This is a genomic window from Glaesserella sp. (assembly GCF_041817755.1).
In the GTDB taxonomy this organism is placed as follows: domain Bacteria; phylum Pseudomonadota; class Gammaproteobacteria; order Enterobacterales; family Pasteurellaceae; genus Glaesserella.
In genome coordinates, this window is record NZ_JBGYBX010000030.1 from 41,545 (window position 1) to 64,053 (window position 22,509).

Here is a 22,509-nt window from a genome sequence, read left to right on the forward strand (position 1 = left end):
TTCAGAAATTTCCCCATTTCCCTGCTAAAATACCCCCCTTTTGTAAATTTGATGTTGTTTTACAGGATACCCAATGACAGAACTCAATCACCAAATCAGCCAAATTATTGCCGCAGAGTTAGCGGTGCGATCCGAACAAATTTTTGCAGCGATGACGCTACTTGATGAAGGGAATACCATTCCGTTTATCGCCCGTTATCGTAAAGAAGTGACCGGCGGATTGGACGATACTCAACTTCGCCATTTTGAAACGCGTTTGCTCTATTTGCGTGAACTAAACGACCGCCGTCAAACTATTTTGAAATCCATTGAAGAGCAAGGCAAGCTCACTGATGAACTGCGTGAAAAAATTGAACAAACACAGAGTAAAACGGAGCTTGAAGATCTCTATCTGCCATATAAACCGAAACGCCGTACTCGTGGGCAAATTGCGATTGAAGCAGGGCTTGAGCCGTTGGCGGACAGCCTTTGGAACGATCCTAGCCAAGTACCAGAAACGGTAGCCGAAGCCTATGTCGATGTAGAAAAAGGTGTGGCAGACGTGAAATCTGCGCTTGATGGGGCAAGATATATTTTGATGGAACGTTTTTCCGAAGATGCGGATCTGCTTGCAAAATTACGTCAATATCTGACCGCTAATGCAACCCTTGAAGCGAAGGTGATTGAAGGTAAGGAAGAAGAAGGCGAGAAATTCCGTGACTATTTTGCTCACAGTGAGCTATTGAAAAATGTGCCATCACATCGTGCTTTAGCGATGTTCCGTGGGCGTAATGAAGGTATTTTGTCGCTCAATTTGAATGCCGATCCTGATGCGGAAGAAGGTAGCCGTTCAAGTTATTGTGAAGAGATTATTCGTGAACATTTAGGCGTACAACTTCGTCAGCAACCGGCAGACAGCTGGCGTTCGCAAGTGATTGCGTGGACGTGGAAAATCAAAGCCTTGTTACACCTTGAAACGGAATTAATGGGGGCATTGCGAGAAAAAGCGGAAGAAGAAGCGATTGATGTGTTTGCACGTAATTTATCGGCATTATTAATGGCTGCACCTGCAGGGGCAAGAAATACGATGGGATTAGACCCGGGTTTGCGTACTGGGGTGAAAGTGGCTGTGGTCGATAATACGGGCAAATTATTGGATACCGCCACGATTTATCCGCATACGGGACAGATGGACGCGGCAATGGTGACCATTTATAAGCTGATTAAACAGCATAATGTGGATTTAATTGCGATTGGTAACGGCACGGCTTCCCGTGAAACTGAGCGTTTTGCTAAAGAAGTGATTAAAGAGATCAAAGAGAATAAACCACAAACCGTGGTGGTGAGTGAAGCAGGAGCATCTGTTTATTCGGCTTCAGAATTAGCGGCAGCTGAGTTCCCTGAGCTTGATGTATCCTTGCGTGGTGCGGTGTCGATTGCTCGCCGTTTGCAAGATCCGTTGGCGGAATTGGTGAAAATTGAACCTAAAGCGATTGGCGTAGGGCAATATCAGCACGATGTTAATCAGTCGCAACTGGCACGTAAACTTGATGCGGTGGTAGAAGATTGTGTAAATGCGGTGGGCGTGGACTTAAATACCGCTTCTGCACCGTTGCTTGCTCGTGTGGCAGGTATGACGAAAACCTTAGCTCAAAATATTGTGGCTTACCGTGATGAAAACGGGCGTTTTAATTCCCGTTCTGATCTGAAAAAAGTCGCTCGCTTAGGGCCAAAAGCCTTTGAGCAGTGTGCTGGTTTTATGCGAATTTTAGGCGGAAAGAACCCGCTTGATGCTTCAAGTGTTCACCCGGAAGCCTATCCTGTGGTAGAAAAAATCTTACAAGCAACCGCTTCTACGTTGAGTGAGCTGATGGGTAATTCAACGAAAATTCATAGCTTGAATGCCAAAGATTTTGTGGATGAACAATTTGGTTTACCAACGGTAAACGATATTTTCAAAGAACTTGAAAAGCCGGGACGTGACCCTCGTGGTGAGTTCAAAACGGCGATCTTTATGGACGGCGTAGAAGAAATCAGCGATTTGAAAGTCGGTATGATTTTAGAAGGCACCGTCACTAACGTGACAAACTTCGGAGCGTTTGTGGATATTGGCATTCATCAAGACGGTTTAGTGCATATTTCAATGTTATCGAACAGCTTTGTTGAAGATCCTCACCAAGTGGTAAAAACGGGTGATGTGGTCAAAGTGAAGGTGTTAGAAGTGGATGTAGCTCGCAAACGTATTGCCTTAACAATGCGTTTGGACGATAAGCCAACGGATAAACGTGATACAAGCGGTGAGAAACGCAAAGAATTTGGCAAATCCGACCGCTTGCAGAAGTCTGAACGCCAAAGTTTTGGTAACAATGCTTTTGCAGATGCGTTGAAGGGGTGGAAGAAGTAATCTACTGCCAGTTGGGACAAAGTCATTTGACTTTGTCCTTTTTTCTTACAAAAAAACTAAACGCAAACGTTTGCTTTTGTTATAATGTTGCGAAATTTTCAATAAAAGGAACACAATTATGACAACATTAGGCACACCATTAACAGCAAAAGCAACCAAAGTGATGATGCTTGGCTCTGGTGAATTAGGCAAAGAAGTGGTGATTGAATTACAGCGTTTAGGCGTAGAAGTTATCGCTGTTGATCGCTATGAGAATGCCCCTGCTCAACAAGTGGCACACCGTGCTTATACGATTTCTATGCTAGATGGCAATGCGTTACGTGACTTGGTTGAAAAAGAGAAACCTGATTTTATTGTGCCTGAAGTTGAAGCCATTGCGACCGATACCTTAGTCGAACTTGAACAGGAAGGCTATCACGTTATTCCTACGGCAAAAGCGACCAAACTTACAATGAACAGAGAAGGCATTCGTCGTTTGGCAGCAGAAGAATTAGGACTAAAAACGTCCCCTTATCGCTTTGTGGATAGTTTTGAGCAATTTACTCAAGCCATTCACGAAATCGGTATTCCTTGTGTTGTGAAGCCAATTATGTCGTCATCTGGACACGGGCAGAGTGTTGTGAAATCCGACGCAGATATTCAACGGGCGTGGGATTATGCCCAACAAGGTGGACGAGCAGGCGGCGGTCGAGTGATTGTAGAAGGCTTTATCCAGTTTGATTATGAAATTTCCTTATTAACTGTTCGCCATATTCACGGCACATCTTTCTTAGCCCCGATTGGTCATATCCAAATTGATGGTGATTATCGTGAGTCTTGGCAGCCGCAAGTGATGTCTGAAACCGCACTGAAAAAAGCTCAAGAAGTGGCTGAAAAAATTACCACCGCATTAGGTGGACGTGGTATTTTCGGGGTCGAACTCTTTATTTGTGGTGATGAAGTCATCTTCAACGAAGTATCGCCACGTCCGCATGATACAGGTATGGTAACGCTGATTTCCCAAGAATTATCTGAATTTGCCTTACACGCCCGTGCGATTTTAGGTTTACCGATTCCTAAGATTACTTTAATCAGCCCTTCTGCGTCAAAAGCCATCGTGGTGGAAGGAAAATCAACTCAAGTCACCTTCGGTAATTTAGAAAAAGTACTCGCTGAACCACATACCAACATACGCTTATTCGGTAAAGGGGAAGTGAACGGGCATCGTCGCTTAGGGGTGATTTTGGCTCGTGATGAAAATGTCGAAAAAGCCCTTGAAAAAGCGAGACGTGCTTACGATAAATTAGAAGTTAATTTGTAAAAAATTAAGAGAAAGTGACCGCTTGTTGAGCTTTCAATAAGCGGTTACTTTTTGGCTTCTGTGTTATCAATGGTTTTGATCACCGCTCTGGACTTCTCATCCATCTGCACTTCAATTTTGTGATCCACCACCACATTCATATTAATGGTAATCCCCTCTTCCGGCGTTTCAAGCTTAACCGTTGGCGTACAAGCGGTCAGATTCAGGCAAAAAATTGCAAAAAGCGAGTATGCGGTTTTCATTGTTTATCCAATTGTTGATAGATTGAGTGTTCAATATTTTGCTCAAATTGCGAGCCGTAATTAATCAATTTCCACAGGTCGAACATATTCTCTTTATGGTGATAATTCAAATTGACTTTGGCTTGTTGATGTTCGGTCAGCCTTGAATGAATTTGCGCCGACAAATCCATATCGCCTTTGCCGTTCAAATTCACCGTTGCACTGAAATCATCAATTTCACTTTTATTGACCATATACGCCAAAATCTGCTCCGTATAGCCGCCCTGATTAATCGCCTTAAGCAAATCGGGAGTCAGTTTTAAGTAGGATTTTTCCGCTTGCGTCAACGTGCCGTTGCAAATATAGCAAGGTTTGCCCGAAAGCCAAAACGGAAAAACACCGTTGACTTTGCCGGTAAGTTCCAGTTGATGGTATTGAGCCAATTCAAGTATCCGTTCAAACTGTATTCCGTACAAATTCAAATAGGCAGGTTGCGTTTGCGGTAAAGCAAAATGTTCCACCTTGAGCTGCCCGTCCAACAGCTGTAAACTCAATTCCCTCAAGTAAAGCGGCTTGCGCTTACTGTAAGGAATATGTCCTTGAATTTTTACTTTGACATTCGTCATCGGCACACCGATATTCACTTCATCAATAGTCACGTCCAAGGCTTTTTTCAGCCCGATATCCACCTCATTATTTTTATATCGATAAGGCAGTGAAAAATCGATGCCGTTAATCTCACCGCTTGGTAGCGACACGGCGCCATTGCGAATAGCAAAATGCCCGCCTGCCGCCAGCCCGCGAGCAGCATTGGCGCTAAATGCGGTTTCGCCTTTAATCGTACCGTTAGTGATTACCCATTGATTTCTAAACGGAAAAAGACTTTGGAATACGTTCGCCGGTTGTTCCGACCAATAAAGCTTACCGATTAAATCACTCGCGTTTTTTGTGAGCTTACGGCGGGCAAACAGTTTAATCGGCCCGAGTTTATTGGCGGTCACTTCGCCTCTGAAATTGAGGTTTTCCACTTCGCCGTAAAAATTCACATTCGCCGTCGGTTGTTCCAGCACGCCGCCGTAATCAAAATTCACCTGCGGCGAGGACAGTTTGACACCGCCGGTTAAGTGAAATTTGGCATAGTCAAAATTAATCGGCTCGCTCAGTTTCAATTCCGTATTAGGAATATGTACGCCGTTTTGACGGATTTGAGTCAGATTGCCGCTAAATTCGGAAAGTTGCACTAAATCTTGATGCCATAAGCCACGTCCTGAGACGGCAAGCGGTCTGTTTAGGGCATTAATTTGCGAATTTCCCCAAAAACGCCAGTTCCATTGGTCTTTCACGGCGGCGGGATCGCTCGGATCTTGGAAAAAGTCCAACGCCCCCGCTTTAAAATTATTGGCGAAACCGTCCAAGCGCATTTCGATATGTTTAAAATCAGGGCTTTCTCCACGGAAAATCGCCTGTAAACGCCCGTTAATACCGTGTTTATCCACCGTGATCCCCGCCAGCGGAAAACGTAAGTCATTGATGGTTAAAAAACGTTCCGTTCCCGTCAAACGTAACAGCGAGCCTTGCAGAAAACGTAAAGTCAGATCATCAAACTTGCCACGTAAATCCAGTGGAATTGAACTGTATAAAATATAATCTCCCCGTTTAATATTGCCTGTGATTTGCAACGGAAACGTCAGGCTGTCAGCCTGAATTTCGCCCTGTGGGCTGCTGATCACGATGTTCCCTTTCCCTTTTTCGCTTTGTGTGAGTAAACTCACCCGCAAAGCCGTTTGAATAGGGTACAGATTGTCAGCCTCAAAACGGTTAGGGGTAATCGTCGTTGTGATAAACGCATTGAGCGGAATATCGTCTCCGATTTGCCAGTTCACTCTGCCTTGTTCGATCTTAAGGCTGTTAAAATCAAATTGAAAAGGCAGGTTGAGTTGATTCGCCGTTTGAATCGCCGAAGCCAGTTGCCACTGCCCTTGCAACTGATTACCCTGCTTTTGCCAAGTCAATGTGGAATGCCCCTGCGCTAAGCTCGGTTCCGTCAGAAAATGTTCAGGCAAATGCCATTGATAATTCAAGCTGACCTTTGTCGGCAAAGCCCACAAACGTTCATCCAATTCCGTTGAAATCTCGGCGGTATGTTTTTCATCGTTGCTCGGTTGATAATTTAAGTGTACCGTGAGCTGCCGATTTGCAAAATTTGCCTCGAATCCGACCGCTTGTTGTTTGACATGTGCACTCAATTTCCGCTGAAAAAGTGTCACCTTAATTTCACTCGGTGAATCCAGTAACGCTTTTAAACGATCGTGCATGTCATCGGGTAGATTTTTCCACGTCAGCGCTTGAATTTCCGCTTTTCCCTCGGGCAGCAAGGCGAGAAGCGTTTTAATCTGTTGCGAAGGATCCGATTGGCTTTTTTCCGTTTTGGGAAAAAGTGAAAAACAAGCGTAATCGACGGTCGCTTGATTTAGTCGAACGGCATGTTCATTCTGCCATTGCAGCGTTAAATCCTCCGCCGACACAATCGGACAATCTTGATAATACAGGGTGAATTGCGGAAGGCGGGCGTGATGCCAATGCGGTTCAATACCTTGAGGGATATGAATTTTCCAGCCGCTCGGTAAAACATAGTTAATGGTAGAGGTTAATTGAGTAGAGGAAAGCAACAGCACCACCCCTGCCATGAGGATGGCAAGTATTATCGCGCCGATTACCAATAAACTTCTACGTAACATTTAGATAATATTCGTCAACGGATAAAGCATCGCCAGGAAAGTCGCTACCGTCCAAGCGGTCGGATTTTTGATATTTTTTCCCAATAGCAGCCATGCCAACATCGCAAAAATGACAAACTGAGCTGCAAAAAAGACAAAATAGCTTTCCACCGGCATCGTCGGCATGATGTTCAAATGTTGGTAAAGCACAAACATCGTCCAAATATAACTACAAACCAAGGCGATCAACGCCGATAAAATCAGTAGTCTGAAAAAACCGTCCAAACGGCTTTTCGCCAACATCAAATACCATCCCGCCAATAAAATACCCAATAACAATTGGGCAAAATTATTGGCGCGAATGCCGTTAAACAGTGACGGAATTTCAAACCAGTAAATCGCCAAATATTGAATGATACCGATCGCTACGATACCGAACCCGCAATAGATCATGGTTCGGTAAAGCTGCTCGTCTTTCGGCAAACGCCAATAAATAAACGGAATAAATATTGAGGCGATGGCGGCGAGAATTGCCGGTGTATGTTTTGGCGTGAACAACACCGAATACAGAAAATTACCGACCGCAAAGACCAATAAAAACGGCAAAATAAAGGTTAAGCGTCCCTTTTGACCTGGGCAGATCTGCCCTTTTAACAACACAACCAGTGCGATTGCGCAAGTCACGAAAAACGCCAACAGATAAGGGGAAATAAAAATGGCATGCTGCGGGGCAGAATAATGATTTAATGCCATTTCAATAAACAGCATGATGAGTAACGGTAAAACGGCGTGTGTCGCCGTTTCAAGTTTAGACGGAGAATCGTGATTGTGTGACATAATAAAAAACGTAAAAATGATTTTGGTTCGAGATTATGCCATAATGCGCCCTGTTTTTTCTATGTTAATGAGGATTTCACCATGCGAATTTTACATACCATGTTACGTGTCGGTAACTTAGAACGTTCAATCAAATTCTATACGGAAGTACTTGGCATGCGTTTGTTACGCACCAGTGAAAACGAACAATATAAATATACCTTGGCATTTTTAGGCTATGCCGACGAAAGCGAAAGTGCGGTGCTTGAATTGACGTATAACTGGGGTGTGGAAAGCTATGAATTGGGTACGGCTTACGGCCATATTGCCATCGGCGTAGATGATATTTACGCCACCGTTGAGGCCGTTCGTCAAGCCGGCGGTAAAGTAACCCGTGAAGCCGGACCGGTATTGGGCGGTAAAACGGTGATCGCCTTTGTGGAGGATCCGGACGGTTACAAAATCGAATTTATCGCCAATAAAGATGCACAAAAGGCGTTGGGTTAATGACGGAAACCGAGCAACCGATCAATTATAATCTGCTTAAACACCGCTTCCGCGGCTATTTGCCTGTGGTGATCGATGTGGAAACCGGCGGATTAAACGCACAAACCGATGCACTGTTAGAAATTGCCGCCATCACCCTTAAAATGGATGATGACGGCTTTTTGGCGTTAGATCAGAAATACCATTGCCATATCAAGCCGTTTGAAGGTGCAAACATCAACCCCGAATCATTAAAAGTCAACGGCATTGATATTAATAATCCTGAACGCGGTGCCGTACCGGAAGAGATTGCCATTACGGAGATGTTCAAAATGGTGCGTAAAGCGATCAAAGCGCAAGGTTGCCAACGCGCCGTTATCGTGGCACACAATGCCACCTTTGACCAAGCATTTTTGCAGGCGGCGGTCAAACGGACTCTCGCCAAACGCGATCCGTTTCATCCGTTTGCCATGTTCGATACCGCCACGTTAGCCGGCTTTATGTACGGGCAAACCGTGCTGGTCAAAGCTTGCCAAACGGCACAAATTCCGTTTGACGGTAAGCTGGCGCATTCCGCCCTGTACGACACCGAACGCACCGCCGAGTTATTTTGCGCCATGGTAAATAAACTGAAAAAGTTAGGGGGCTTTCCGCCTAGCCTTCCCGACTAAATTCCAATCGGCAACAAGCGGTGAGTTTTTGCAAAATTTTTACAAAATCCGACCGCTTGTTCCGTCAAATAATTTCCCGTCAAGCACAAATTTTTACTTTCATTCCCCATACAGAAGCTATATCATTGCAAGCTATTTTACGGGCGCAATAATTGCGCCTCAGCCGTGCTGAATTTTTATTCAGTTTTTGCATTTTCTCAACAATGCCCTAGGGGGAAAACAAAAATCAATGGAAAAGTTAGAGCAACAAAAACCTATTATTGAGCTGAAAGCAATAACCAAACGTTATGGTGAAAAAACCATTATCGACGGTTTGGATCTCACCATTAACGACGGTGAATTTTTAACCATTCTTGGTCCGTCCGGTTGCGGTAAAACAACCGTATTGCGTCTCATCGCCGGTTTTGAAGATTTAACGGACGGTTCAATTATTCTTGACGGGCAGGATGTATCCGATGTCGATGCGGAACAACGTCCGGTCAATACGGTTTTCCAAAGTTATGCACTTTTCCCTCATATGACCATTTTTGATAACGTAGCCTTTGGTTTACGGATGCAAAAAGTACCTGAGGATCAAATTAAACCGCGCGTGATGGAAGCGTTGCGTATGGTGCGTTTGGAAGAAATGGCATCACGCAAACCGGCACAACTTTCCGGCGGTCAGCAGCAACGTATTGCGATTGCCCGTGCGGTCGTGAATCAGCCTAAAGTATTGTTATTGGATGAATCGCTTTCCGCTCTTGACTACAAATTGCGTAAAGAAATGCAACATGAATTGAAACAGTTGCAACGTCAGTTAGGTATTACCTTTATTTTCGTTACCCACGATCAGGAAGAAGCATTAACCATGTCCGATCGTATTATCGTGATGAACAAAGGTAAAATTCAGCAAGACGGTTCCCCGCGTGAAATTTATGAAGAACCGAGCAACTTGTTCGTTGCACGCTTTATCGGTGAAATCAACGTTTTTGACGCCACCGTGATTGAGCGGGTCAGTGAAAAAACCGTCAAAGCCAATGTAGAAGGACGTATTTGTGAAATCTACACCGATTTGCCGGTTCATCCGAATCAAAAACTCAAAGTCTTGCTTCGTCCGGAAGATATTGTGATTGAAGAACTCGATGAAAACGAAAGTGCCAAAGCGGTGATCGGACACGTGAGCGATCGGACTTATAAAGGGATGACGCTTGAGTCTAACGTTGTGTTAGATCATAACCAAATGAAAGTCTTGGTCAGCGAATTCTTCAATGAAGACGATCCGCACATGGACCACTCTGTCGGTCAAAAAGTGGCGTTAACATGGCACGAAGGTTGGGAGGTTGTACTCGACGATGAAGACTGCTAGTAAGAAATTCCAAAATGTTACTGTGGCGGTTATCTTCGGTTGGTTAATTTTCTTTGTATTAATCCCGAATTTGCTGGTGTTATTCACCAGTTTTATGACCAAAGACAGTAGCGAACTGATTGAGTTTACCTTCTCTGTTGACAGTTATTCCCGTTTGGTCGATCCGCTGTATTCTCAAGTACTGTGGAATTCGCTTTATATGGCGGGAATTGCTACGGTAATTTGCTTAATCGTCGGCTATCCGTTTGCCTTTATGATTGCCAAATTACCTGAAAAATATCGCCCGATTTTACTTTTTTTAGTGGTGTTACCGTTTTGGACCAACTCACTGATTCGTATCTACGGAATGAAAATTTTCTTGGGTGTAAAAGGCGTGCTAAACAGCACATTACTTTCGCTGGGCATCATCAGTGAACCGATCCGCATCCTGAATACGGAAATTGCCGTAGTTATCGGTTTGGTTTATATCTTGCTTCCGTTCATGATTTTACCGCTTTATTCTTCTATCGAGAAAATTGACGGGCGTCTGTTGGAAGCGGCAAAAGATTTGGGTGCCAATGCGTTTCAACGTTTCGTGAAAATCATTATTCCGTTGACCATGCCCGGAATCGTGGCGGGTTGCTTATTGGTCTTACTGCCGGCTATGGGCATGTTCTACGTTGCAGACCTATTAGGCGGCGCGAAAGTATTGCTTGTAGGGAATATCATTAAGAGTGAATTCTTGGTAACGCGTAACTGGCCGTTTGGTTCCGCCATCAGTATTGCATTAACTATTTTAATGGCGTTGATGATTTACGTTTACTACCGTGCAAACAAACTGATGAATAAGAAAGTGGAGTTAGAATAATGAATCGCGTATTGAAAAGCTTTTTTATGTTTGTCGTGTACGCATTCTTGTACATTCCAATCATCATTTTAATTGTCAACTCCTTTAACGCAGATCGCTACGGTTTAACGTGGAAAGGCTTCAGTTGGAACTGGTATGAACGTCTGTTCAACAACGATACCCTTATCCAAGCTGCAATCCATTCCGTTACCGTTGCCTTTTTTGCCGCAACATTGGCAACATTGATCGGCGCATTAACTTCAATTGCGTTATACCGCTACCGTTTTCGCGGTAAGCAGTTCGTCGGCGGGATGTTGTTCGTGGTCATGATGTCACCGGATATCGTTATGGCGGTATCGCTACTTGCCCTATTTATGTTGGTCGGTGTATCGTTGGGCTTTTGGTCGTTATTGTTTGCGCACATTACCTTCTGCTTGCCTTATGTGGTCGTGACGGTTTCTTCCCGTTTAAACGATTTCGATGCCAAAATGTTGGAGGCGGCAAAAGATTTGGGCGCAAGCGAATTTACCATTTTGCGTAAAATTTTGTTACCGTTGTTATTACCGGCAATTGTTTCCGGTTGGTTACTCAGCTTCACGATTTCATTGGATGACGTTGTCGTATCCTCTTTCGTGACCAGTGCAAGCTATGAAGTGTTACCGCTGAAAATTTTCTCCTTGGTAAAAACCGGGGTAACGCCTGAAGTCAATGCATTAGCCACCATCATGATTATCTTCTCGTTGGCTTTGGTCATCTTAAGCCAATTGGTATTACGTAAGAAAGATTAATTCATCATTTCTATGTTGATTAAGGGCGAACACCGGTTCGCCCTTAATTTTTGCAAAAAAACCGCATAATCCGACCGCTTGCTCTGTTATTTTATCCAGTTTTCCGCTATCCTTACGCCTTTATTTTTGACGGAAATATCACAATGATCGGACGACTTCACGGTAAAATTCTCGAAAAATCCCCGCCTGAAATGGTGCTTGACGTACAAGGCGTCGGCTATGAATTACTCTTGCCGATGACCAGTTTCTATAACCTTCCCGCCGTAAACGAAGACGTAACGATTTTTACTCATCTTGTTGTACGCGAAGACGCCCATTTGTTGTTTGGTTTCGCCCAAAAACAAGATCGCGCCTTATTCCGTGAATTAATTAAAACCAATGGTGTGGGACCGAAACTGGCTTTAGCGATTTTATCGGCGATGTCGGTTTCCCAATTTGCTACCGCCGTAGAACAAGAAGAACTGGCGAAACTAACCAAAATTCCTGGTATCGGGCGTAAAACCGCAGAGCGTTTACTGGTTGAGTTGAAGGGCAAATTTAAAGGTATGGCTCAAAGCGATTTCTTTGTAGAACAATCTTCAGAGACCCATATTGTCGCACATGAAAGTAACGACCCTGCGACGGAAGCAGCTGAAGCATTGGTCGCTTTAGGTTATAAACCTGCTGATGCCGAGAAGATGATTAAGAAGCTCAATAAATCAGGCATGACAAGCGAACAGCTTATTCGAGAAGCGTTAAAAAATGCGTTATAAATTTCGGGCATGAATTAAAATATGATAGAAGCAGACAGAATTATTAGCGCATCCGCTAAAAATGAAGATGAAACCATAGACCGAGCGATTCGCCCGAAGATGCTTGCCGATTATGTTGGTCAGCCTTCAGTGCGAGAGCAGATGGAGATTTTTATTCAAGCCGCCAAATTACGGAAAGATGCCTTGGATCACCTGTTGATCTTTGGTCCGCCGGGATTAGGCAAAACGACCTTAGCCAATATTATTGCCAACGAAATGGGCGTGAATATTCGTACCACATCGGGACCGGTGCTTGAAAAAGCCGGTGATTTAGCCGCCATGCTGACCAATCTTGAGCCTTATGACGTGCTGTTTATTGATGAAATCCATCGTCTTTCGCCTGCCATTGAAGAAGTGCTTTATCCTGCTATGGAAGATTATCAGCTTGATATTATGATTGGCGAAGGCCCTGCCGCACGTTCTATTAAGTTGGATTTGCCACCGTTTACATTGGTTGGTGCAACGACCCGAGCCGGTTCTCTCACCTCACCGTTGCGCGATCGCTTCGGTATCGTGCAACGCCTTGAGTTTTATTCCGTGGAAGATTTGACTTCTATTGTGAGTCGTAGCGCTAACTGCCTGAATTTAAATCTTTCGCCTGATGGTGCATTTGAAATCGCCCGCCGCTCACGTGGTACGCCACGTATCGCCAATCGTTTATTACGTCGCGTGCGAGATTTTGCCGATGTGCGTAACAACGGCGTGATTTCCTCCGACATTGCCAAACAAGCTCTAACGATGCTAGATGTGGATTCGGAAGGCTTTGATTTTATGGACAGAAAACTGCTTTCCGCAGTGATTGAACGCTTCGACGGCGGTCCCGTCGGTTTAGACAATCTAGCCGCCGCTATCGGTGAAGAACGGGATACGATTGAAGATGTCCTCGAACCTTATCTCATTCAACAAGGCTTTTTACAACGTACGCCTCGGGGGCGAATTGCGACCTCACGGACGTACAGCCATTTTGGTCTTACCAAAACCGACTAATCCCCTCTTTTACAAGCGGTCTGTATTTGTGAAAAATTTGCAAAAAATTCTCCCAAACAGACCGCTTGTATTTTGAACAAAACTATCCCATTTTCGTGACATCATTCGCATAACGACAAAATACTTTCTTTTCACTTTAACAAAAACTTTACAAACTAAAGTTTTTACGATACTAATTAAGCCTTTCTCACAACAGCTTATGGAGACATGTCTATGCAAACAACATTTACCCGTTCTTTATTGGCAAGTGCGATTGCGCTTGGTCTTTCCGTTTCTGCTTTTGCGGCAAAAGTGCCTGAAGGCACTGTGCTTGCAGAGAAGCAAGAAGTCATTATTAACAACAGCTCGGAGCCATCCAGTTTTGACCCGCATAAAACGGAAGGCTTCCCGGAAGCACAGGTTTCATACCAATTACTTGAAGGTTTAGTGACTAAAGATTCAGCGGGTGAAGTGATTCCGGGTATGGCGGAAACATGGAAAAACTCGGATGATTTCAAAACATGGACATTCAATTTACGTAAAGATGCAAAATGGTCAAACGGCGACCCGGTTACCGCACACGATTTTGAATTCTCTCTGAAACGTTTAGGCGATCCGAAAACCGCATCACCTTATGCGAGCTACTTAAACTATCTTCAAGTTGAAAATGCACAAGACATCATTGATGCGAAAAAAGCACCAAGTGAGTTAGGCGTTAAAGCCCTTGACGATTACACTTTAGAAATCAAATTAAGCAACCCGGTACCTTACTTGGTTGATATGATGACTCACCAAACTATGCTTCCGGTGCCAAAAGCTGTGGTTGAAAAATTAGGTGATGCATGGGTGAAAAAAGAGAACTATGTCGGTAACGGTGCTTATAAATTAGCAGAACACGTGATCAACGAAAAAATCGTCTTTGAACGTAACCCGCTTTATTGGAATGATAAAGAAACCGTGATTAACAAAGCGACATTCTTAATGATTCCAAACTCAAGTACCGATGTACAACGCTATCGTGCGGGTGATTTACATATCACCAGCTACGCATTACCGCCGGAGCAGTTCCCGACACTCAAAAAAGAAATTCCGAATGAAGTGTTTGTAACCCGTACACTTTCAACCTACTTCTATGAGCCAAACAACGAAAAAGCACCGTTTAACGATGTGCGTGTACGTAAGGCGCTAAACCTTGCGTTAGACCGTAACGTGATTACGGACAAAGTATTAGGTCAAGGTCAAACCCCGACTTACGTGTTTACGCCGCCGTACATCACAGAAGGTCACTTAGTCCAACAACCTGAATATTCAAAACAAGATATGGCATCGCGTAAAGCAGAAGCAATCAAATTGTTAGAAGAAGCAGGCTTTAGCAAATCAAATCCACTTAAATTTACGCTTTTATATAACACCAACGAAAACCACAAAAAAGTGGCGATTGCAGCGCAATCTATCTTAAAACAAAACACGAACGGTATTGTCGATATCAAGCTTGAAAACCAAGAGTGGAAAACTTTCTTAGATACTCGTCGTAGCGGTAACTATGATGTAGCTCGTGCAGGTTGGGCAGCTGACTATAACCAAGCATCGACTTTCGGTAAATACTTCTTATCTAACTCAAGTAACAATACCGCACGTTATAAGAGCGAAGCTTATGATGCAGAAATTAATGCAGCATACAAAGCGGGCAATGCAGAAGAGCGTGCAGCAGCCTATGCGAAAGCCGAAGCACAGTTAGCGAAAGATTATGCGATCATTCCTATCTATAACTATGTCAACCCACGTTTAGTCAAACCATTCGTGAAAGGTTATGAAGGTAAAGATCCGCAAGATGATATTTTGTTAAGAAACCTATATATCATTAAACAATAATTTTTTGTAAGCGGTGCGATCTTCTTAAAAATTTGCAAATTTTTGAGACGATCGCCCCGCTTGTTTTATTTATTAAGTGTGGATTGGAGATTTGCCTATGTTGAAGTTTATTGTGAAAAGAATTTTAGAAGCAATTCCGACGCTTTTCATTTTAATTACATTTTCATTCTTCCTCATGCGTCTTGCACCGGGTAGCCCGTTTACCTCCGAGCGTGCTTATCCGCCTGAAGTGATGGCGAATATTGAAGCGAAATATCACTTAAATGAACCGCTATATAAACAGTATTTCATTTACTTGGAAAACCTGTCTAAAGGGGATTTCGGACCGTCTTTCAAATATAAAGATCAAACGGTGAATGATTTGATTGCCTCTGCATTCCCTGTGTCGATTAAATTAGGGATTGTAGCCTTTATCTTTGCGGTCACATTGGGATTATTAGCTGGAACGGTCGCCGCCTTGAAGCAAAACAGCAGGTGGGACTATATTGTGATGTCCTTTGCCATGACAGGTGTAATCATGCCGAGTTTCGTCTTTGCGCCGCTATTAGTGCTGTTCTTTGCCATTTACTTAAAATGGCTACCCGCAGGTGGTTGGAACGGCGGACAACTTTATTATATGGTCTTGCCGGTATTGTCATTAACCATCGCTTATGTGGCAGGGATTGCACGTATTACCCGAGGTTCGATGATCGAAGTGCTACATTCTAATTTTATCCGTACCGCTAAAGCGAAAGGCTTACCACTGAGCAGAATTATTTTCAAACATGCTTTACGTCCTGCGTTATTACCTGTCATTACCTATTTAGGTCCTGCATTTGTGGGGATTATTACCGGTTCAATGGTAATTGAAAGTGTATTCGGTTTACCGGGTATCGGACAACTTTTCGTAAACGGTGCATTAAACCGCGATTACTCTTTAGTGTTAAGTTTAACGATTTTGGTGGGCACATTAACCATTACCTTTAATGCGATTGTGGATATTCTGTACGCCGTAATTGATCCGAAAATTCGTTATTCATAAGGAGTCAGTGAGATGTTAAATAACAAAAAGAATCAAGAGCTTGCTGAAAAATTGGCGGAGCAAAATGCCGATCTGATTTTAGAAGGTCGTAGCCTTTGGCAAGATGCTCGTCGCCGTTTCTTCCGCAATAAAGCGGCGGTTGCCAGTTTGATTATTTTATTCTTTGTGGTGCTGTTTATTACCTTTGCTCCGATGCTTATGCCGTTCAGCTATGAAGATACTGACTGGAATATGATGAGTGCCGCACCCGATATGGAGTCAGGCCACTACTTCGGTACAGATGCTTCAGGGCGTGATTTGCTTGTACGAATTGCCATGGGCGGACGGATTTCATTGATGGTCGGGATTGCCGGAGCATTAATTGCCGTTGTGATCGGCACGATTTACGGTGCGATTTCAGGCTATGTCGGCGGTAAAGTGGATATGGTGATGATGCGTTTATTGGAAATCTTAGGCTCATTCCCATTTATGTTCTTCGTGATTTTATTGGTGACATTCTTCGGGCAAAACATTCTCTTAATTTTCGTGGCAATCGGGATGATTGCATGGTTGAGCCTTGCCCGTATCGTGCGTGGACAAACCCTCAGTTTGAAAAACAAAGAGTTTATTGAAGCGGCGATTGTCTGCGGTGTGCCAAAACGCCAAATCATCTGGAAACATATTATCCCGAACGTATTAGGTATCGTGGTCGTTTATGCCTCACTAGAAGTGCCTTCCCTTATCTTATTTGAATCTTTCTTAAGTTTCTTAGGCTTAGGCACACAAGAGCCGATGAGTAGCTGGGGGGCATTATTAAGCGATGGCGCAGCTCAAATGGAAACATCGCCGTGGTTATTGGCATTCCCAGCCTTTTTCCTCTGCTTAACCTTGTTCTGTTTTAACTTTATTGGCGACGGTTTACGTGATGCCCTCGATCCAAAAGATAGATAGGAGATCTCATGTCAGCGATACATCATTTACTTTTAGATGTGCAAGATCTGCGTGTCAATTTTAAAACTCCCGATGGCATGGTCACCGCCGTAAACGATCTCAACTTTACACTGGATGCAGGGGAAACATTAGGGATCGTAGGAGAGTCCGGTTCAGGCAAATCTCAAACTGCTTTTGCGCTAATGGGCTTATTGGCGGCAAATGGGATTGTATCAGGCTCGGCAAAATTTCGTGGTAAAGAGTTAGTTAATTTACCGACTGCGGAATTAAATAAAATCCGAGCCAATGAAATTGCGATGATCTTCCAAGACCCGATGACCTCGTTAAATCCGTATATGAAAGTCGGCGAGCAGTTGATGGAAGTGTTAATGCTCCACAAAGGCTTAGGTAAAGAAGCGGCATTCAATGAATCGGTCAAAATGTTAGATGCGGTGAAAATGCCGGAAGCCAAAAAACGTATGGGCATGTATCCCCATGAATTTTCAGGCGGTATGCGTCAGCGTGTGATGATTGCCATGGCATTGTTGTGTCGTCCAAAATTATTGATTGCCGATGAACCAACCACCGCATTAGATGTGACGGTTCAAGCACAAATTATGACCTTATTGAATGAACTCAAACGAGAATTCAATACTGCCATTATCATGATTACCCATGATTTAGGCGTGGTTGCAGGGATCTGCGATAAAGTGTTAGTCATGTATGCGGGAAGAACGATGGAATACGGCACGGCGGATCAAATTTTCTATCATCCTACCCACCCTTATTCGATTGGTTTAATGGATGCCATTCCACGTTTAGACGGACAAGCGGAAACCTTAGTCACCATTCCGGGTAATCCACCGAATTTATTACAATTACCAAAAGGTTGCCCGTTCTCGCCACGTTGTAAACATTTTTCGTCTCAATGTTTAGTTGCACCACAACTAGAACGTTTAGATGACGGTCGTTTACGTAACTGTTGGATTCCAGTGGAGAAGTTTGCCCTATGAGCCAAAATATGACAGAGAAAAAATTGATTCTTGAAGTCACAAACTTAGATGTGAACTTCAAAATTAAAGATAAAAAGGCCCTCTTTTTTGCCAAACCACAAACGCTCAAAGCGGTCAATAACGTATCGTTTAAGTTGTATGAAGGAGAAACCCTTGGTGTTGTGGGCGAATCAGGCTGTGGTAAATCGACCCTAGCTCGTGCCATTATCGGCTTGGTTCAATCATCGGCGGGGAATATTGTGTGGTTAGGCAAAGATTTGAGCCATCAATCGAAAGCGGAATGGAAAAACACCCGCAAAGATATTCAGATGATTTTCCAAGATCCGCTAGCCTCACTCAACCCTCGTATGAATATCGGGGAAATTATCGCAGAGCCGTTGAAAATTTATCAACCACAGTTAAGTGATGCGGAAGTGAAAGAACGTGTACAAGCGATGATGATGAAAGTAGGCTTATTACCAAACTTAATCAACCGCTATCCCCACGAGTTTTCAGGCGGACAATGTCAACGTATCGGAATTGCCCGTGCGTTAATTATTGAGCCGAAAATGATTATTTGTGACGAACCTGTTTCGGCGTTAGATGTATCGATTCAAGCACAGGTGGTTAACCTATTGAAATCGTTACAAAAAGAGATGGGCTTATCGCTGATTTTCATTGCCCATGATTTAGCGGTGGTCAAACACATTTCCGATCGTGTGTTGGTGATGTATTTGGGGAATGCGGTGGAGCTAGGTACGGATGACGAAGTGTATAATCACACTAAACATCCTTACACCAAAGCGTTAATGTCTGCCGTGCCGATTCCTGATCCAAAATTGGAACGCAATAAAGAAATTCAATTACTGGAAGGGGATTTACCGTCGCCGATTAACCCACCGTCAGGCTGTGTGTTTAGAACACGCTGCCCGCTTGCTGATGAAAGTTGTGCGAAGGAAAAACCGGTGCTGAAAGGCAACGATAGCCATTTTGTCGCTTGCTTTAAAGCCTAAATACAAGCGGTCGGATTTGCAAAATATTTTGCAGATCCGCCCGCTTGTGATATATCAAACCGATTAAATAAATCGTTCTTTTATCTCTTTACTACCCATTCCAAAAATAACGCACAACATGGAAGTAAATCGGTGCGGCAAAACAAATCGAATCGACTCTATCCAACATGCCGCCGTGTCCGCTGATCATATTTCCCCAATCTTTGACATGGTGATCCCGCTTAATCGCCGACATTACCAGTCCGCCGAAAAAGCCCATCAGGCAAATAACCAAACCAATTCCCGCTGCTTGCCAATGGCTGAACGGCGTAATCGGCGCCATCAATGCGGCAAGCCCTGTTGCAGAGGCAATACCGCCTACGGTACCGGAGATGGTTTTAGACGGCGATAAAGTCGGCATAATTTTAGGCCCGCCAACGGACTTTCCCCAAATATATTGCAACACGTCGCTCGCTTGTACCGTCGCAATCATAAAAATCAGTAACAGAATATTGTTGCTGCTGTCAAAACCGTCCAATTCCAAGAACAGCAATGCCGGTACATGTGATAAACAGAAAATACAGATCATCGCCATCCACTGCGTTTTTGCCGCCCGCGCCAAAAACTGTTCGGTATTACCGCTCAAACTCGCGACAATCGGTAAAATCAAAAAGCCGTACACCGGGATAAAAATCGAAAACATTCCGTACCATTGTGACCAAACAAAATAATATTGTATCGGGAGCAACAAATAAAAGCAGACGACCATGCTGTAATAATCGCTTCGCTGCCGATAAACCAAAGTCATAAACTCACGTAATCCGACGAAAGAAATTAAAAAGAACAGAATAATCGTACCGATATGCCCGAACAGAAATGCGATAAACAGCACAAGCACCATTGCCCACCATGCATTGATACGATCAATCAGATTCACTATCGTCGTATTTTGCGCCCCGTATTTTTGTTTCAGCAACTCTCCAATCACACCGGCAATAATCAATACGGCAAACACTGAAGCAAAAATATAGCCGACTTGCTGAGAAATCATACCGCCTCCTTCCTTTCCGGTGCTAATGCCAACAATGCCGCTTGTGCGCGATCAAGAAAAGCCTGTTTCTCTTCCCCGTCATTCCATTGTAACGGCTCGCCAATACGGACTTCGCATAATAGCGGTACCGGCAACCATTTGCCTTTCGGCAACACCCGATTAATATTGTTAATCCAAATCGGCACAAACTGCACATCAGGATTACGTTTTGCCAAGTAATAAATTCCCGTTTTAAACGGTAACAACGGAATATTTTCATCGGTATTGCGCGTACCTTCAGGAAAAATAATCAAAGAATGGTCTTTTAACGCTTCCGTCATTTGTTCGGTGATCGCTTTCGGATCCTCACTTTGTCGGGGAATAAGTAAACCGTTAAAGACACTCTCGATAATGAATCGCTTAATCCGCCCCGATTGCCAATATTCGGCGGCGGCAACCGGGCGAGTGTGGAGCCGCCAGCGGGCGGGCAGTGAATTCCAAACTAAAATGAAATCACCGTGACTGCTGTGATTGGCGTAATACACTTTCCTTTCCGGCTCAAACGCTATTTCATAGGGAGATTTCGAGCGAACCCCGGTCAAAAAAGAAACAAACCGACAAAGTATATGGTTGGTCAACCACACCAACGCCTTTTTGATGCACCGTTTCATCGCCTATTCCTTAAGATTGTAAAAACAGTAATACCAACTGTGCCGCCGTCGCATAAACAATATATTTCCACAGTCTTACCGCACCTTCTGCGCGCGCTTCAAGCGGTCGGTTTCCTAACGATTTTTTCAAATTCAATTCATCTAACGAACGATCGAGTTCTTCGGTGGTGAGATGGTGATAGGCTAAGTCCACGAAAAGCAGTTGATCGAAATACACCCTGACATGCAGATAAATGAGTAGCGCAGCCAACAGCACTTGTAGAGAAAATGAACTGCCTCCTGACTGAGCTGCTAAAACCAAAATAACCAAATTAGCAATGCCGATATAACGGGCGGTTGCCAATAAATTTGATGTAACACGCGCGTGTGCAGACATATGTCCTCCTTAAAAGAATGAACAAGCGGTCAGATTTTCGCAGAATTTTGCAAATAGGCGATCGCTTCTTTTACCGCTTGCTCAGTTGCAGGCGGAAATACCATATTCGGGCGGACTCGGCGCAAATGTTCGACAGCCTGAGCAATCGTTTCACAACCGCCGAATACAACCAACCAAACGACCGTTACCGCCGCGCTGCGCCCGTAACCTAAAGCACAACACACCAATACGGACGCATTGCGTTGTCGGCAACGTTCCACGGCCTGTGCCGCATAGGCTAAATCACCGACCTCCGGGGTTGCCATATCCAACATCGGCACGCTGACATAATCTGCCGGCGGATGCAGGCAAGGATATTCTCCGCACATATCCACCACGGCATCGAACGCCTTGGCTTGAGTCACCGAACCGATATAAACCCCTTGTTTCACTTCACTGTATTTCGCTTTGTTTCTCAACCAACAAGCGATATTTACTCGGATACAGATGAAGTTAGGGAATAATAGCCACGAAGAAGCGGCGGAGAGTTTGCCGTCTTGCTGTTTTTGGAAAACCCGAATGCCGCCCCAGCCGTGTGCGTAGGCAACCAGTCCCAACGCCAGACTTATCCAAATAAACCATAACCATGCACCGCCGAAAAACGCCGGTATCGCCGTGAGTACGAAACCAATCAAATACAATCTCATTTGAGCCAAGCGGGAAGCCGTGATTGTCTGCCATTTTCGCAACGGGCTCGGCTGCTCATAAGGCAATGCCCAAACGACTAACCAACCGACCAATGCGCCCGTCGGTAAATCAATAAAGTGATGTTGATAGGTGGTAAGAATAGAGACGGCGATTAATCCTAACCATAGCAGCAACGGAATACGCCACGTTTTCGGCAAATAGCGCCAATAAAACATGCCGACAATCACCGTCAAAATAATATGTAAAGAAGGGGCTTGATTGTAAGGTTGATCAAAAGTGGCCAACGACGCAAACAAATAGCCTGAAATCCCCGTTGTTTCAGGTTTTGCCCAACTAAATTGCAACGGGAAAAGTAAAAAACACCCTACCGCAATCACTTGCGCCACGACTAAATGCGTGATGTAGCGGTGCAATTCCTGACGAGAGTGGGCAAAGAAAAAGGCAAGGGAATACATCACGTTGAGCGACCAATAAGGCACGATCGTCCAAGCTAAAAACGGAATATGTTGTTCCCACGCATAAACGATTTCGGGTACGTCCGCCCGTTGTGCGGTAAACCAATTGCTCAAACCGTAACTGGCGTAAAACAACATGCCGACTGCCAGTAAATAACCTAAACGATGTCGCAAATGTTTCATCATGGCCTTGC

The 22,509-nt window shown here is 44.2% G+C and carries 21 protein-coding genes; 14 read left to right on the forward strand and 7 right to left on the reverse strand.

Going from position 1 to position 22,509, the window contains the following annotated elements; all coding sequences use genetic code 11:
- Positions 1-73 precede the first annotated feature (73 nt).
- Complete coding sequence (locus ACEYKX_RS03555) at positions 74-2,383, forward strand: Tex family protein (protein ID WP_373767839.1); 2,310 nt, start codon at positions 74-76, stop codon at positions 2,381-2,383.
- Positions 2,384-2,501: 118 nt separating this feature from the next.
- The gene (gene purT, locus ACEYKX_RS03560) at positions 2,502-3,683 is read left to right on the forward strand and encodes a formate-dependent phosphoribosylglycinamide formyltransferase (protein ID WP_373767838.1); all 1,182 of its coding nucleotides are present in this window, start codon (positions 2,502-2,504) and stop codon (positions 3,681-3,683) included.
- A gap of 44 nt (positions 3,684-3,727) precedes the next feature.
- Here purT and ACEYKX_RS03565 read toward each other — a convergent pair whose 3' ends face one another.
- Genes ACEYKX_RS03565 through ACEYKX_RS03575 form a run of 3 tightly spaced genes read right to left on the reverse strand, consistent with a single transcriptional unit; the run spans position 3,728 to position 7,458 of the window.
- Positions 3,728-3,925 carry a YnbE family lipoprotein gene (locus ACEYKX_RS03565; RefSeq protein ID WP_373767837.1) on the reverse strand — a complete coding sequence of 66 codons (198 nt, stop codon included), beginning with the start codon at positions 3,923-3,925 and terminating at the stop codon, positions 3,728-3,730.
- The gene (locus ACEYKX_RS03570) at positions 3,922-6,642 is read right to left on the reverse strand and encodes a YdbH family protein (RefSeq protein ID WP_373767836.1); all 2,721 of its coding nucleotides are present in this window, start codon (positions 6,640-6,642) and stop codon (positions 3,922-3,924) included. The genes ACEYKX_RS03565 and ACEYKX_RS03570 overlap by 4 nt, the downstream gene beginning before the upstream one ends.
- Positions 6,643-7,458, reverse strand: coding sequence for a hypothetical protein (locus tag ACEYKX_RS03575; RefSeq protein WP_373767835.1), 816 nt, complete (start codon positions 7,456-7,458; stop codon positions 6,643-6,645).
- An 81-nt stretch (positions 7,459-7,539) separates the two neighbouring features.
- On the opposite strand from ACEYKX_RS03575, the gene gloA reads away from it, so the two are divergent.
- The 12 genes from gloA (at position 7,540) to oppF (ending at position 19,117) form a co-directional block, all read left to right on the forward strand.
- Positions 7,540-7,944, forward strand: a complete 405-nt coding sequence (gene gloA, locus ACEYKX_RS03580) for a lactoylglutathione lyase (protein ID WP_005710446.1) — start codon at positions 7,540-7,542, stop codon at positions 7,942-7,944.
- The gene (rnt, locus tag ACEYKX_RS03585; protein WP_373767834.1) at positions 7,944-8,594 is read left to right on the forward strand and encodes a ribonuclease T; all 651 of its coding nucleotides are present in this window, start codon (positions 7,944-7,946) and stop codon (positions 8,592-8,594) included. The genes gloA and rnt overlap by 1 nt, the downstream gene beginning before the upstream one ends.
- 229 nt (positions 8,595-8,823) lie before the next feature.
- A complete protein-coding gene (potA, locus tag ACEYKX_RS03590) occupies positions 8,824-9,939 on the forward strand; it encodes a spermidine/putrescine ABC transporter ATP-binding protein PotA (RefSeq protein ID WP_373767833.1) in 1,116 nt (371 codons plus the stop codon).
- Complete coding sequence (gene potB / locus ACEYKX_RS03595; RefSeq protein ID WP_373767832.1) at positions 9,926-10,786, forward strand: spermidine/putrescine ABC transporter permease PotB; 861 nt, start codon at positions 9,926-9,928, stop codon at positions 10,784-10,786. The genes potA and potB overlap by 14 nt, the downstream gene beginning before the upstream one ends.
- Complete coding sequence (potC, locus tag ACEYKX_RS03600) at positions 10,786-11,553, forward strand: spermidine/putrescine ABC transporter permease PotC (protein ID WP_373767831.1); 768 nt, start codon at positions 10,786-10,788, stop codon at positions 11,551-11,553. Before potB ends, potC begins: the two co-directional genes overlap by 1 nt.
- A gap of 143 nt (positions 11,554-11,696) precedes the next feature.
- Positions 11,697-12,305, forward strand: coding sequence for a Holliday junction branch migration protein RuvA (ruvA, locus tag ACEYKX_RS03605; protein WP_373767830.1), 609 nt, complete (start codon positions 11,697-11,699; stop codon positions 12,303-12,305).
- Positions 12,306-12,326: 21 nt separating this feature from the next.
- Complete coding sequence (gene ruvB / locus ACEYKX_RS03610) at positions 12,327-13,331, forward strand: Holliday junction branch migration DNA helicase RuvB (RefSeq protein ID WP_373767829.1); 1,005 nt, start codon at positions 12,327-12,329, stop codon at positions 13,329-13,331.
- A gap of 213 nt (positions 13,332-13,544) precedes the next feature.
- Positions 13,545-15,182 (forward strand): ABC transporter substrate-binding protein, encoded by a 1,638-nt coding sequence (locus ACEYKX_RS03615; protein ID WP_373767828.1) that lies wholly within the window; start codon positions 13,545-13,547, stop codon positions 15,180-15,182.
- A gap of 97 nt (positions 15,183-15,279) precedes the next feature.
- Entirely contained in the window at positions 15,280-16,203 is a 924-nt protein-coding gene (gene oppB / locus ACEYKX_RS03620) for an oligopeptide ABC transporter permease OppB (protein ID WP_373767827.1), read from the forward strand.
- Positions 16,204-16,215: 12 nt separating this feature from the next.
- Positions 16,216-17,133, forward strand: coding sequence for an oligopeptide ABC transporter permease OppC (gene oppC, locus ACEYKX_RS03625; RefSeq protein WP_373767826.1), 918 nt, complete (start codon positions 16,216-16,218; stop codon positions 17,131-17,133).
- Positions 17,134-17,141: 8 nt separating this feature from the next.
- Complete coding sequence (locus ACEYKX_RS03630; RefSeq protein WP_373767825.1) at positions 17,142-18,125, forward strand: ABC transporter ATP-binding protein; 984 nt, start codon at positions 17,142-17,144, stop codon at positions 18,123-18,125.
- The gene (gene oppF / locus ACEYKX_RS03635; protein ID WP_373767824.1) at positions 18,122-19,117 is read left to right on the forward strand and encodes a murein tripeptide/oligopeptide ABC transporter ATP binding protein OppF; all 996 of its coding nucleotides are present in this window, start codon (positions 18,122-18,124) and stop codon (positions 19,115-19,117) included. Before ACEYKX_RS03630 ends, oppF begins: the two co-directional genes overlap by 4 nt.
- 91 nt (positions 19,118-19,208) lie before the next feature.
- Here the strand turns inward: oppF and ACEYKX_RS03640 are convergent, their stop codons facing one another.
- Genes ACEYKX_RS03640 through ACEYKX_RS03655 form a run of 4 tightly spaced genes read right to left on the reverse strand, consistent with a single transcriptional unit; the run spans position 19,209 to position 22,501 of the window.
- A complete protein-coding gene (locus ACEYKX_RS03640) occupies positions 19,209-20,147 on the reverse strand; it encodes a phosphatidate cytidylyltransferase (RefSeq protein ID WP_373767823.1) in 939 nt (312 codons plus the stop codon).
- On the reverse strand, positions 20,144-20,797 hold the full coding sequence (locus tag ACEYKX_RS03645) for a lysophospholipid acyltransferase family protein (protein WP_373767822.1): 654 nt from the start codon (positions 20,795-20,797) through the stop codon (positions 20,144-20,146). Before ACEYKX_RS03645 ends, ACEYKX_RS03640 begins: the two co-directional genes overlap by 4 nt.
- A 10-nt stretch (positions 20,798-20,807) precedes the next feature.
- Complete coding sequence (locus tag ACEYKX_RS03650) at positions 20,808-21,173, reverse strand: hypothetical protein (RefSeq protein ID WP_373767821.1); 366 nt, start codon at positions 21,171-21,173, stop codon at positions 20,808-20,810.
- Positions 21,174-21,202: 29 nt separating this feature from the next.
- Positions 21,203-22,501, reverse strand: a complete 1,299-nt coding sequence (locus tag ACEYKX_RS03655; protein ID WP_373767820.1) for a phosphatase PAP2/dual specificity phosphatase family protein — start codon at positions 22,499-22,501, stop codon at positions 21,203-21,205.
- Between the last annotated feature and the right edge of the window lie 8 nt (positions 22,502-22,509).